Here is a 13,744-nt window from a genome sequence, read left to right on the forward strand (position 1 = left end):
TCGAACTCGCGACCCCAACCTTGGCAAGGTTGTGCTCTACCACTGAGCTATTCCCGCAAAACTCTTTAAAGCTAATGGCGTCCCATAGGGGGTTCGAACCCCTGTTACCGCCGTGAAAGGGCGGTGTCCTAGACCACTAGACGAATGGGACGCTACATCCAAACAAGAAACAACGCCTTGTAAGGAGGCGCGTATATTAAAGAACAGAATCTTAAGGGTCAAGCCTATTTTCAAGAAAAAATAATACTTTTTCATCGCCTAACAATCAGCTTTTAATAACAACCTTTTCAGGCACCATATGAAGTACAGAAAACCTTGAAAACATCCCTTAAAGAAAACAATCTATAATAAAAAGCATGAAGTTAAGTCACTGCTTTCAAAGCACTATAAATGTCGTGATTTGAGATTCTAAGAATGGGTCGGAGATTTTAAAAACACAGAGAGGAAGTAAGGCTCAAAATTCAGACGCAAAAAAACCAGCAATGGCTAGCTAATATATGTCAAACTGTCTGGAGCGGGAAACGAGGTTCGAACTCGCGACCCCAACCTTGGCAAGGTTGTGCTCTACCACTGAGCTATTCCCGCATTCTCATAGAGAAATGGCGTCCCATAGGGGGTTCGAACCCCTGTTACCGCCGTGAAAGGGCGGTGTCCTAGACCACTAGACGAATGGGACGCTGCATACTCAAGGACAGAGCCTTAAAGCGGTGCAAATAATACTGACTTGAATAATTAAATACAAGCATTTTATTTAATTATTTATCTACAAAATCAAAGACTTTTTCGATAATGTAGTGTGATCAGTTAGATAGGATTTTTAGGCATGAGCCCTACTTATATAGCACTCATCATTCTTTTCGGCGTAGCCTTGATGGCAGGTATCGCTTTCGTTATTCAAGATATCGAAAACAAAAAGCGTGAACGCAACCTTCGCTTAATAAGCTTAAAGACGGGAATACGCAGAGCATCTCACCTTTTGGAGTCATACCCTCCTCTATTGATTTCGAGCGACATTCATAATTTACTCTGCCAATACCTAAGCGTCCGCTGGAAAGCGATTATTGAGTTAGATCCCAGCGAACACAACCAGCAGCAACATGCTAAATTCCAATCCGAAGCAGCGACCCTCCCTGATGCGGTAGCACACCCCGTCGGGTCAATGACCGTTTTTAAAAACCAATCAGATGCAGTAAGAGCGATGGCTATTATCAAAGAATTCGCTCAGTTTATCGCGGAAATAAAGGGTAAAGGTGAAATTAACAGTGATGTTGCCGACACACTCACCAAAGCTGCCAAACAAACCTACGCACGCATCGAGGTCGATGTTGACCTCATGGGCGCTATAGAAACAGAACAAGCAAGGGGTCCAGAAGTTGTCATTCACCACTACCGGAGCTGCTTTAGCAAGTTACAAAACCTTAATCATAACCAAGTGCTAGATCGACAACTTTATGAAATTCGAACTCATTTAAACCAACTCGCTGAAAACATTGATAAGGCAGCAGAAGAGAAAATAAAAGAGGAAGAAAGAAAAGTAGATGATGGAAAAAAATTCAACTTTTAATCCATCAACAGTTAAAACTAAGAGACCGATAGACTCGCATGCATTGATTGCTTTCGGTCCACTAAAGTATCTGTGATCCCCGCACCAATCCACATTGAAGCAAGAGCAATCCAAGCGGTAATGGAGAAAACAGAACCACCTGTGAGACCTGCACCTACCGCACACCCCCCTGCCAGCATTCCCCCCATCCCCATTAAGACCGCCCCTAGTATATAGCGCACCATACTCGTACCATCTTTAAACCCCTGGAGTTTTAGAGTGCGAGAAAACAACGCAGCTAAAAAAGAACCGATAAAAACACCAGGAACGAGACCTACATCAAAATCCATCGGGGCTCCTCCTGGGGTTAAAAAATACATCAACGTATCCGCAGACGGACCAGTGAACGTCATACTCTCAACTTGAGTAGATTCAAATGTTTGATAAGACATATGATAGGTAAACCACCAACCTCCTACCACCATGCACCCCACGCCGACCGATCCACACCAAGCCCATACGGTTAACTTATTTTGAATACCGTAATAAATTGCCACTAGAGCGCAGGCAACACTCAAATAGATCCCTGTGTACTCACCTAGCCCCATAAAACTAATTAACTCCAGACCGCCATCCTCATGGAGCAATACAGAACCGGCTACGGCATCACGCGCTGGCGCAAAGATGCCACGTAAACTAGCTTGCGCTATAGCTGCAAATAACAAACCGGAAAACAACGCTCGTAAGTTACCCGTCGCAGCCAAGACCAATAAGCGAGCACCACAACCACGCGCCAACACCATACCCGCGCCAAACATCAAGCCGCCAATAATGGCCCCTGACAAACTACCGTATGAGGCCAGCATGCGAGAGTCAGTGATATCCAGTTCACCCATTAAGATAAGCGCCTGAGTCCCCCCAACAGCCGCCGAAAAAGTTAACAGCCAAATCGCCACCTTTGGCCCCATACTACCGCGAACAAATTCAACTACAGCGGCTCTTAAGCAGAACTGACTTCTTTGGGCAAATACACCAAACATTAAACCGAGTATAAGGCCACCGAGTGCCGTGGCACCCTCTTCACCTACACGATCAATAAGAAATGCAAAATCCATAGCAACACCCAACAATAACCTAAAGGAATATTATCAAATGAAAATAGAATAAGAATTGATCTAGAACCGAATACACCTAAAGAATAAGCAAAGACTAATTAAGCAACTGTCGGATATAGTTGGTACTGGAACTGAGTCCAAACTTGACCGAATCGGATTAAATCCTTAAAAAACAAGGATTTAAAGCAACCTCAGCCAACTTCAAATTTATTCACATTCTCATTGAAGGTGGAACTCAAATATCATAAATCTATCACTTTAACGATTCTATGCCTGTAAAGTAATATTAAAATGATAAGTAGCACAAAGCCGAGTACTTACCCAAGGGGTAATTACATTCTTTCTAACAATTGAATCGACAAGGCAGGAATGACTTCAAGGAGAAACAACGCTATTCATCCTGAATAATCATCTTTTGTGCACCATTCCATATCAAATGATATGTTATTTAACAGGCGATCATGTGGGTATCCTGCCCGCGTTATGAAGACTATATATCAGTAACACCCTCAATGGCTATAAGGCTTAAATAGCTCCTAGGACTACTTCACATTTGAGTTTCATTATAGTGTTAAATCATTGCGTAAGTCGGGACGGCGAGATGGAGTCCAGTATTAATAAAAATCATATTCAATCTGTACTATTCCCTATGTTGTACACGTCGAAATCTCGTAATTACCTCTGATGTGGAAATAATTCCATTAGCCGCCAGAGAGATGAGATCGACCTGTTCATCCGTCAAAAAGAAACCTGAAAGTTTCACATTGCCCTTCACAATACTCAGAAGCGCATCAACATGGAGATCAGATGAAAGCATGTGTATTAACCTCAGTCTCTGGATCTCAAAGAAGCGTTTCACATTATGCCAATAGATGCCCCAATTCTTTTGAGACCGAACCCCTTCATTATCTAAACAACGATTACCTTCATAGGTAATAACAGCGAGAGGGCAACGACAGGCTTAAAAGAAGATGACCTGGTGCTATGCGAGATCATCCTTGGCGTTGATATTTTTCAGCGTTTTATTAAAAACAGCAGGAACTTCAACATACTTTAAAGGTAATGATTTATACCACTTATAGACAGCACGCTCTCCGCCAGACAGCCACTGTAGAAGGTTATGCTGATAAACCATTGGAATGACGGCATGCAAAAACTGTGGCTGCTCATTCGTTTGAAGAACATGAATAGCTAATCGATCACCTGATACGGCAGAAACTAGGCGTTCTAGTAATTTTTGATCTATTAACGGCGTATCACAAGGCAACACTAACAGATGCGTGTACTTAGTATCTAATTTAGCCATTGCAGCATAGATACCTGCTAGAGGACCTTGAAAATCGTCCAACTCATCTTGTACTAACTCATAGCCATAATCTTGGTATAGATCAAAATTACGATTGCAGTTTATCAGTATCTTCTCGATAGAAGGGTCTAAACACTTAAGCGTCCAGGAGATCATCGGCTCGCCGTCAAAGCAGACTAGACCTTTATCTAGATTACCCATCCTAAGCCCTTGCCCGCCTGCGAGTACAACGGCAGCAATTCTAATCTCGGACAATGCTAAAGTAGACGACATCCCAATCCCAGCTAAGCCTCTGTAGGTGGTTCATCTACTGCATTAATCTTATCCAAGGCTTCAACCAACTTATCAAAATCCAAAGGTTTCAATAAGATACTGCGCACGTTGCCCGCTTGAACAATTCGCTGTATTTCTACTTTTTCAGCTTGCCCAGTAATAACCAAGCAGGGTTGCTCTGGAAACTTCTTACTAATATAAGTAACAACTTGGTCTCCCGTTAATACTGGCATCTTCACATCGGTTACAAAGGCATAGCAATCACCTAACTCAAGTTCTGCTAACGCCTCTTTTACTGAAGTAAAGCACACAGGCTCATACACCGAGGACTCAGACTTAAAACGACGCTCTAAGCTGCTTAACATCATTTTTTCATCATCGAGAATTATGATTTTATGCATAATGCTACACCCTATTATCATCACCTAAATAATAGACCTTATCCTACACCACTAGAAACCTGCCTGACAGGCACCCTCACCTCTCGCCCCCCTCAGCAGACCACGCAGCAATACTCTGGCTATATGCACAATCCCTTATTACGGAATCTCACTGTTTTTGAGATCCTGCCCGCAGCAATTTTTTACGAGAGAAACGATCAACGATCCCCCCTTCTTCGTTGGTCGTTGCTCTCATTTAATAAATCATTAGTTATTACGACAACGGTTTCGTCGGGTGTTTAAAAGAAAACTATCAATTAGAGAAAAGAGTTAGACAAGACCGACACCTCAGCGCTGGCTGACAATAGCCAACCATGGCTGCTGCGCACAAGGTAAACCTGCTGGACGATAATAATGATCAAGAATGCGAAAACCTGCATCTTCTAAATATTGAGCGGTTACCTCTAACTCCATATAGTGACCAAAACGCTCACCATTCCACCCTTCCGCCGCCCCTCTAGGGTTTGAAGTAAACAAGATCCCATTTGGTTTCAACGCAAGATAGCATTTAGACAAAACCTCACCGAGTATCTGACTAGGAACGTGAAACATAGATGCATTAGCAAAAATCCCATCAAAGCACGCTTCCCCTAAATCGAGATGACAAAACGACTGATTCAACACAGGACAGCCACTATGTAATCGAGCCATCTCACAGAAAGTCTCACTTCCATCGAGGCCTGTGGGGAAATGACCTAAGGCTTTAAAATAATGAAGATCCCGCCCAGGACCACAACCAAAATCCAAAATATCCAGCCCTTTTCGTTGTGGTAATGCACTTAATAAAGCATCAATATTCTGGCTAACATCATGATCACGAGTACCTTGCCAAAAAGACGCTGCATTCGATTCATAATGCCCTAAGGTCACACGTTCGATTTCGCTTAAACTTTCTTTGCTATAGCGATTACTCATAAAAAAATCACATCAATGGTTGTTTAAAATAATGACAGCCGCTAACTCTTCACTGTCTCTTAAAGCGCCTCAAGTGGATCAATTCTAATTAAAACGGACAAGGCACCACAAAATTAATTCGTTCACCGCTAACTGGGTGCGTAAAGGTTAAGCTTGTGGCATGCAACATCAAACGCTGAGCCATAAAAAAAGCGTCATCCGAAGCATAAAGATCACAGCCTAAGATCGGATGCCCGATAAATTGGCTATGAATACGAAGCTGGTGAGTACGCCCTGATCTAGGGCTAAATAACACTCGAGTTGTTAATTCAAGCTCACCCTCCTCTGTCTCCGCTTCATCAAACGCTAATACCTCATAGTGAGTTAGCGCCTGCTTACCTTTCTCTTTTGAAATAATCTGTAGCGGAAAATCACCTTTAGCAATAGGTGCATCAATGATCCCACTTTCCTTAGGTAAGTGCCCATGAAGTATAGCCGTATAGGTTTTTCTAATACTTTGAGCTTGAAACTGTTTCGTCAATGCCGAATTCACTGCTTTATTCAACGCCACCAGCATCACACCTGATGTACCAAAATCTAAACGATGCAGGAGCGTGGCGGTTGGGTACTCTTTCACTAAACGATAATGAACAGAATCAATATTCAATGGGTGCTTACCTGACAAGCTTAACAAACCACTTGGTTTATTAATTAACAGTAGAGACTCGTCTTGGTAAAGCACCTCTATCTGCTCATGACAGATCGGTACTATAAAAGGGTCTGCTTGCGGCTGCATCGACTATTCTCATGGGTAAAACACCCTAAAACGGCGCATTTAAAGATGCGGAACAGTGAAGCATTTCTTGATTTATATCCAGTAAAAACCAAGAAAAAACAGGTACAGTATCGCAAAATTCTATTAACGAGGTGACAGTTGTGCGTAAACCCTATGACGTTTTAATCATTGGTGCCGGCCCTGCGGGTTTAAGCTTGGCACGCTCACTAGCCGATCTGCCGATCAACGTTGTTGTTGTGGAGCGTTCCTCAGAAGAAACGCTTGCAACACCACCTGAAGATGGCCGCGAGATTGCGCTTACCCATCAATCAGTTGAAATCATGAAGAAATGCGGGGCTTGGCAACGCTTACCTAATGAGGATATATCCCCTATTGAAAGCGCCAAGATTTTCGATGGAAGCTCTAGCTACAGCCTTGATTTTGATAATCAAAACCATGATCTAGACGCATTAGGTTACCTCGTTCCAAACCACAAGATACGTCAAGCCTACTATGAAGAGCTCACCTCACACCCTCAAATAGAAATACGCACAGAAACGGTCGTTGAAGAAGTTCACACCGACGATGGAGGAGGATCGGTTACTTTAAGCAATGGAGAGAAATTAGAAGCTAAATTGATTGTTGCTGCAGATACACGCTTTTCTGAGATGCGCAGAAAAATGGGGCTCTCAGCCACAATGAAGGACTTTTCACGTTGCGCAATTGTTTGCCGTATGGAACACCAACATTCCCATAAAAAAACAGCTTTTGAGTGTTTTCACTACGGACGTACTACCGCTATTTTACCCATGAACGGCAATCGCTCCTCCATCGTTATCACCGTAAATAGCCGCGATGCTCAACGCTTTGCCAATATGGATGAAAGTGAATTTAATCAAAATATCGAAGAACAGCTAGATGGACTTCTTGGAGATATGAAACTTATTGGCAAAAGACATGTTTACCCTCTCGTTGCGGTACATGCCAATCAATTTGTTAGTCGCCGATTCGCCTTAGTGGGAGACGCTGCAGTCGGTATGCATCCAGTCACCGCACATGGCTTTAATCTAGGATTAAAAGGCCAAGCTTCTCTATCAAAAAAGATAGCCCAGGCAATCTTAGAGAATGAAGATATTGCGAGTGACGCTCTATTAAAAGCTTATGAAACGGAACTTATGCGTACCACCCGAGTTATCTATCACGGCACTAATATGGTTGTGGGTTTATTTACCAATGAAACACTCGCAGCAAAACTAGCACGTAAAGCAACCTTGCGACTAGCGAATAACATTGACCCTATAAAACAGTTAATAACACAATCTTTAACCGAAAAAGAACAAAAGGGCGTACTCAATAACAATCCATTATCTAAGCTAAAAGGCATCTTTCAGCTCGCACTGTCAAAGCACCTTCCTTAACGGTGATGAATACTCTCAGACATCAAAAATAACAATTATACGCTGTAGCCGCTTTATTTATGGGGGGAAGCTAGCGAGTATATAATTACTGCTTTCAGATTCGGCTCAATAGATCGGATTTTTTACTGTTGAATTCATCATCAGTCAACGCACCTGCATCTCGTAGTTGAGATAACTTCCCAATCAGCTCAAGTGTTTCGTTCAAATCAGGCTGATTTCCTGCTGAAATAACAACAGGCTGAATATTAGATGCTGTGTTTTGCTGTCCAGAAGAGTAACTCTCTTGCTGGCTATACTCTGGAACATTGGGTGGCAGAGCATTTTCTATTGGAGTCGCAAAGTTGGTGTGGGGCTGCTGGGGCAATCCAGAACCGGACACTATCGGTAAATTACTAACTTCAATCGTTCCGTACTGACTGCTGAATGTAAGAGACGTGTTGTTGCCTTGCTGTTGACTGACACCACCAATATTATGATCTAGTGTGTCATATACCGATACATGGCTGCTGGATTCAACGGCAAGGCGATTTGGAAATATAGCGTAACGAATAGAGTTTTGTGAGCCACTACTATAAGGAACGCCTAGCTCCTGCGGCCACCACTGACTACTACCAGGTGTTCCCGCTGGAATGACTGGGAAAACTTGATTGTTGGCAAGCACCGCCGCTAACTCGTTGCACAAATTATCAACGGTTGCTTTGAGGCCGTAGTTAAACATGTCTCCAACCATGGTCATACCACCGCACATCCATTGCCCTGAACCACCTAATTCAGGACAATTAAACTGCGCCATAGAGCCACCACCATTATTAACGGAAACGAGCATGTGAATCACTGCATCTCTGCTTAAGCCGTATCGAGAGGAAATATCGGAAACAAGGTTTTCACCGATAGCTGTTAGGTTTTGCATAAAAGTCCTATGTAGATAGCAGGCCTATTGAAATAACACCAAATATTAAAGGTGTAAGAGGCCTAGATTTAGGTGTTGAATTCTAGACCTATAAAATGACACTTTGATATTAACGCGGTAAAGCTAAACAACGCTTACTATCTTATTGTACGTGAACAACTAAAAATAAACATGAAATTAAGATAATAAATCGTGGCTTTAAAAAAGAGCACCATTACAGAGCATTTTATGTATTTAAATGCGTAAAAATCACTAATATATGAATTATCTTGATTCCATAATAAATAACTTAGAATTAGACGAAGCAATCTGTAAAGTTATTGTAAGGAGTTTATAAGATTAAGCGGGGAAGAAAGTGAACAATATTATGTAGGCACTATTATTTTAATAAAATATTTGCATAGGTTCTACCAATTATCACAAAGTTATTAAAAAATACCGTTGCCCTCTAGGATATTATTTTCAGAATCGCAACGGTATACCTGATTAGCTTATATCGTGGGTTATTAAGCCTTCCAAGGCTCCATCAATCGCTGCGTAGCTCTTTTTCAGCCATACTCTACTGCGCTGCCTTTCCATTAACTCTAAGTGCTTGGAGTCTTTCTCTTTTGCATTAATTGCAGCCCAAAAGCTCAATCCTAGTTTGTTGATCTTGCTCATAGTTGAATCATGTAGAGCAGGTAGGAATATTTGTCGAAGAACAGATGTTTGTAATGGGTCATGATTAAAATGAGCTAACTTCTCAATTCCGCTAAAGTCGCTTCCATAGCCCTGATTTTTCACTACGACACAATTTAACTGCGGGTTATATTTAGCTAGAAACTTGTCTAGCAGATTGACTGAGTCTGGTCCGCCATCAACGGTGTACCAATAAACTAGTTTTACATCCGTTTCATTACAAAGGGCCAGAACATCATTCTCTTCTATCCAACGATCTAGAAAACGTTGGCTTTGAGCAGGTAGATCAATCAGCACATGAAGATCTTGTTCTAGCGCTACTTCCATTATTTGATCAATACTTTCAAATAAGTCGAGATTAATGGCACTTGTAAAACCATCGTAATAGCGGGTAAGAGTAGGGTGAGACTGGTCTGCATCCAAGCCTATATAGGCTATGTTATTGTCTAAAAAAATTGTGACAGCGTCCGTGAAAGAACAGACTTACCAACGCCACCTTTTTCACCACCAACAAAATGAATCATGCTCATTCGTTTATTTCCTTAAAAGTATTCAGGCAATTATTTAATGCTTATAGACTGCAAGCATTAGCTCAATCAAAAAAACTATTTATATCAAGTAAATACATTGTAATAATTAAATATCACTGATTAATTGCTTCAACATGGTGCAAATTAAAACATTTCCTTGCACCAATTTGGGACGCCTTTCTAGATTGGAGATGGTTAAAAATATAAACATCTGATATTAAAAATGTATTTTACTTTTTTATAAAAATAACATTTAGTTTCGAAATTAAGCAGGTTAAAATCAGCTCGCCTAATAATCAGAAGAGATTGAACTGATGTCATTACCTGAAGCACTCCTTACAGAATTTAATAAAGAACTGTCTTTAGATGGTTGTGGTCTTAATGTTCTGAATGATCAAATTTATATTTCCGTTGATAAGATTACGAATAACCGAAACCTATTTGGTTTCAGTGGATCTCTTAGTTTAGAATTATGGGCAATAGAAACACCATATAAAGGGGAAGGTTTCAGTGGTCAGCTAGTTACTTATACTCATCTAACGCAGCTACAAGATGGTTATGAATTGACCAATAACACATACCAACTTCCCTTTAGTGAACCTACTGCTGGTACATGGCATATGACGCTTATGTTGCGTGAATGGGACGGGGCCAATTATATCACTAAGGACTATGTAAATTTCCCTATTCCGTACACCGTTTCCCAGCCAATGGTTATCAGAGAAGTTAATAATGTAATCTCTGTAGACTTCACAGTTAATGAAAGTCCCTCAGCCTACCCAGAAAAGGTCTCTGATGATATTGGGCAATCAATTAATCATGTAGAAAAAGAAAACTCTGAGAAACCTGCAGCGAATACAGATGCAACTCAGGATGCGAAGCTGGATAGTGCTGTAACTGACGAGCAAGCAGTAAAACAACTCCAAAAGACATCAAATAAGTTAAAAGAGGCCAAAAAAAACAAGACCAGCGAAAAAAACAAAAAGAAAATTAAAGTAAAGAAAACCGTAAAAATTTCAATCAATAGCGCCGCGATAGAAGAGCTCGAATCTGTAAAAAACCTACCTAAGAAAGTCGCTAAAGCTATAGTTGATGCAAGACCATATAAGTCATTTGATGAGCTGCTTAAAATCAAAGGAATGGGACCTAAGCTACTTAAAAAGGTCGAAGTTTCAATCAAACTTTAAACCTTCGATCGAAGCACTTACAACGAATAGGGAGCTTTCAGCTCCCGTTTTTTAGACACTTAAGCTGCCTGGACGGAGTTTCGCTACTTAAAAGGTGTTTTACCCAGTTAAAGACGGACTTATTCTAAGCCCTCATCATATGATTCACTCGCACAATATTTGCCAGAACGAAGAGCATAGCTAACTTGTTATCATTCTTATCCAGACTTGGTATCTGACTTTAGTAAAATCAAACCGGCATATAATGCCCCCTGAAGAGATGATTTACTTTCGCCCTGATACTGGCTTTCGTGCATTCAATGTTGATTAGCTCTTTATTAATATAATGCACATTGGCTGAAGTGATAGTAAAACTATGTGTTAAGTCCATTTTAACATTAGCATCAATACGCGCTTTCATGCCAAAGCGCCATTGGTCACCTTTCTTGATGTGGTACATCTATGGATCTCATTCTCCAGCTTTATTCTTAGTGGAACTCGGTGCCTCGATGATAATGGTATTAAAATGTACCCCATTTCCACCTGAAGGCTCTTTATTCAGCAGGCTAATCTAATATTTGTATATTAAAAAGCTGAATACCTTGACACTGACATGCTTCAACGCCACATTTACACTTAAATATATATCGTTCAATTGGAATAACTATGAGCCATTTAGACACTCAAGAGATCGTAAAACAGCTTGCAGACCTTACTGGCGCATTGACTAGTGAAAAAGATCACACGAAACTGTTAGACCGTATTATTCTAGGCTGTATGTATTTAACCAATGCTGATGGTGGCACCCTTTACACACTAAATGAAGAGAACGAAAATGAATTAGCATTTACGATCCTTCATAACAGATCATTAGGTATTCACCGAAAACCTCGTGACCTTCCACCTATTCAACTATTCAATTCCCAGCAACAAGCATCAAAACTCGTCGTGGTACAAACATTTGTACAGCGCGAAACGATCAATATTCCTGATGCTTATAGCTGCACAGATTATGATTTTTCTGGCACTCGAAACTTTGATAAGCAACTCAGCTATCAATCAAAGTCATTTCTATGTGTACCACTACAAGATCATGAAGGTGAGATCATCGGGGTTCTACAGCTGATTAATGCTATTGATGCTGATGGCGAGATCATTACCTTCCCTGAAACCCAGCAGCATTTAGTGGAATCTTTAGCATCATTAGCCGCTGCGGTGCTCACTAAAAGACGTTTAATCGACGCTCAACGCTTACTTTTTGAGTCCTTTATCAAACTCATAGGTAGAGCAATTGACCATAAGTCACCAGTGACAGGGAAGCACTGCGAACAAGTACCTGAAATTGCCATGCTACTTGCTGGAGCAGTAAACAAGACAGATCAAGGTAAATTTGCGGATATGCACTTTAACGACCTTGATATGTATGAACTAAAAATTGCCGCATGGCTACATGACTGCGGAAAGATTACGACCCCAGAATACATCATCGACAAGGCCACTAAACTGCACACGATGTATGATCGAATTGACCTTGTCGAATCCCGGTTTCGCGAATACAAACAGCATTTAGAAATTGAATATTTAAAGCAATACGCTTTACAAAACAACGAACATCAAAAACAAGCCCACGAGCATCTGACGGAGCAACAGCGACAACTGGATAATGATTTTGACTTTATTCGCCGTTCAAATACCGGCTCGGAGTTTATGTCTGATGAGGATACTGCGCGAATCATAAGTATTGCCGAAACTAGCTGGATTGATGCTGAGAATAATTTACGCCAGCTACTCACTAAGGATGAAGTCGATAATCTATGCATCCGTAAAGGCACTCTGACTGAAGATGAACGTCAGGTTATGCGAGATCATATTAAAGTCTCCATCGACATGCTTGAATCTCTTAACTATCCAAAACAATTACAACAAGTTCCTGAGATTGCATGCAATCATCACGAGCACATGGATGGAAGCGGGTATCCGAGAGGATTAAAAGCAGAGGATCTATCAACACGTGCACGAATTATGTGCATTGCAGATATCTTTGAAGCGCTTACCTCTCCTGACCGCCCTTATAAAAAGGGCATGTTGCTTTCGCAAGCGATGACAATCCTAGGCCGCATGGTAGAAGATAACCACTTAGATTCAGATCTATTCAGGCTGTTTGTCGAGAGCGGTACTTACCTTAATTATGCACAAACTCATATGACTCCAAGGCAGATTGATGAGTTCGACATCACTACTTTACCGGGGCTGAATTAAGCTTAAGTATTTAATAGTAAAAACATTATTTACTCGTATGACTATACACGCCCTGCCAGTTTTCCGCTGGTGGGGTTTCTTTAAATTCAGCTATACGTTGAAGATAGATATTAGCCATTACATCTTCTTCATAGATCGTTAGATAAGCCCTGAACAGCTGCTCAGCTTCATTCCAAGACTGTTTCAAGTAGGCTTCAACTCCTCTTTCAAAGAGAGCCACTGACTCTTTGTCTTCTTTTGCAGCAGTTTCCAGCAATCCCCAAGGCTCATAGATATCCACGGCCTCATGACGTCCTTTAACCCGAACCCGATCCAGCAAGCGATAAAGATAATCCGGCACATCAGTAACAACTTCCCCGCTCACAAGCAAAGGCGTACCATAATATTTCGTTAGTCCTTCCAACCTTGATGCCAAGTTAACCGCATCGCCCATCACT

General features: G+C 41.3%; 11 protein-coding genes, 3 tRNA genes and 2 pseudogenes. 4 read left to right on the forward strand and 12 right to left on the reverse strand.

Going from position 1 to position 13,744, the window contains the following annotated elements; genetic code table 11:
* Positions 1-75: 75 nt before the first annotated feature.
* The 3 genes from B4K11_RS04890 to B4K11_RS04900 all read right to left on the reverse strand — a co-directional run bounded on the left by B4K11_RS04890 (position 76) and on the right by B4K11_RS04900 (position 676).
* Positions 76-151 (reverse strand) — tRNA-Glu (locus B4K11_RS04890).
* A 359-nt stretch (positions 152-510) separates the two neighbouring features.
* Positions 511-585: transfer RNA gene (locus B4K11_RS04895), tRNA-Gly, on the reverse strand.
* A 15-nt stretch (positions 586-600) separates the two neighbouring features.
* Positions 601-676, reverse strand: a tRNA-Glu gene (locus B4K11_RS04900).
* Between the two features lie 147 nt (positions 677-823).
* Between B4K11_RS04900 and B4K11_RS04905 the strand changes: the two genes are divergently transcribed.
* Entirely contained in the window at positions 824-1,564 is a 741-nt protein-coding gene (locus B4K11_RS04905; RefSeq protein ID WP_292950513.1) for a hypothetical protein, read from the forward strand.
* Positions 1,565-1,581: 17 nt separating this feature from the next.
* Here the strand turns inward: B4K11_RS04905 and B4K11_RS04910 are convergent, their stop codons facing one another.
* The 5 genes from B4K11_RS04910 to B4K11_RS04930 all read right to left on the reverse strand — a co-directional run bounded on the left by B4K11_RS04910 (position 1,582) and on the right by B4K11_RS04930 (position 6,367).
* Complete coding sequence (locus B4K11_RS04910) at positions 1,582-2,658, reverse strand: YeeE/YedE family protein (RefSeq protein WP_292950512.1); 1,077 nt, start codon at positions 2,656-2,658, stop codon at positions 1,582-1,584.
* 982 nt (positions 2,659-3,640) lie between these two features.
* Complete coding sequence (gene mobA / locus B4K11_RS04915; protein WP_292959266.1) at positions 3,641-4,237, reverse strand: molybdenum cofactor guanylyltransferase MobA; 597 nt, start codon at positions 4,235-4,237, stop codon at positions 3,641-3,643.
* Positions 4,238-4,248: 11 nt separating this feature from the next.
* Positions 4,249-4,638: a response regulator gene (locus tag B4K11_RS04920; protein WP_292956145.1), complete on the reverse strand. Its 390-nt coding sequence runs from the start codon at positions 4,636-4,638 to the stop codon at positions 4,249-4,251.
* Between the two features lie 327 nt (positions 4,639-4,965).
* The gene (locus B4K11_RS04925) at positions 4,966-5,592 is read right to left on the reverse strand and encodes a class I SAM-dependent methyltransferase (RefSeq protein ID WP_292956142.1); all 627 of its coding nucleotides are present in this window, start codon (positions 5,590-5,592) and stop codon (positions 4,966-4,968) included.
* An 88-nt stretch (positions 5,593-5,680) separates the two neighbouring features.
* Entirely contained in the window at positions 5,681-6,367 is a 687-nt protein-coding gene (locus B4K11_RS04930; protein WP_292956139.1) for an RluA family pseudouridine synthase, read from the reverse strand.
* A 140-nt stretch (positions 6,368-6,507) separates the two neighbouring features.
* Here B4K11_RS04930 and ubiM point away from each other — a divergent pair, with 140 nt between their 5' ends.
* A complete protein-coding gene (gene ubiM / locus B4K11_RS04935; protein WP_292956136.1) occupies positions 6,508-7,764 on the forward strand; it encodes a 5-demethoxyubiquinol-8 5-hydroxylase UbiM in 1,257 nt (418 codons plus the stop codon).
* A 94-nt stretch (positions 7,765-7,858) separates the two neighbouring features.
* On the opposite strand, the gene B4K11_RS04940 is transcribed toward ubiM, so the two are convergent.
* Entirely contained in the window at positions 7,859-8,674 is an 816-nt protein-coding gene (locus B4K11_RS04940) for an SHOCT domain-containing protein (RefSeq protein WP_292956133.1), read from the reverse strand.
* A 486-nt stretch (positions 8,675-9,160) separates the two neighbouring features.
* Positions 9,161-9,775 (reverse strand): mobilization protein MobD, encoded by a 615-nt coding sequence (locus B4K11_RS04945; protein ID WP_292956130.1) that lies wholly within the window; start codon positions 9,773-9,775, stop codon positions 9,161-9,163.
* Between the two features lie 421 nt (positions 9,776-10,196).
* On the opposite strand from B4K11_RS04945, the gene B4K11_RS04950 reads away from it, so the two are divergent.
* Positions 10,197-11,069: a ComEA family DNA-binding protein gene (locus B4K11_RS04950; RefSeq protein WP_292956127.1), complete on the forward strand. Its 873-nt coding sequence runs from the start codon at positions 10,197-10,199 to the stop codon at positions 11,067-11,069.
* Between the two features lie 124 nt (positions 11,070-11,193).
* Here the strand turns inward: B4K11_RS04950 and B4K11_RS18600 are convergent.
* Positions 11,194-11,565, reverse strand: a pseudogene (locus B4K11_RS18600) (IS5/IS1182 family transposase); the annotation flags it as partial.
* Positions 11,566-11,714: 149 nt separating this feature from the next.
* Here B4K11_RS18600 and B4K11_RS04960 point away from each other — a divergent pair.
* The gene (locus B4K11_RS04960) at positions 11,715-13,307 is read left to right on the forward strand and encodes an HD domain-containing phosphohydrolase (protein ID WP_292956124.1); all 1,593 of its coding nucleotides are present in this window, start codon (positions 11,715-11,717) and stop codon (positions 13,305-13,307) included.
* 25 nt (positions 13,308-13,332) lie between these two features.
* On the opposite strand, the pseudogene B4K11_RS04965 reads toward B4K11_RS04960, so the two are convergent.
* Positions 13,333-13,744 (reverse strand): annotated as a pseudogene (locus B4K11_RS04965) (adenylate/guanylate cyclase domain-containing protein); the annotation flags it as partial.

The organism is Neptuniibacter sp. UBA6509 (assembly GCA_002435145.1).
In the GTDB taxonomy this organism is placed as follows: Bacteria; Pseudomonadota; Gammaproteobacteria; order Pseudomonadales; family Balneatricaceae; genus Neptuniibacter.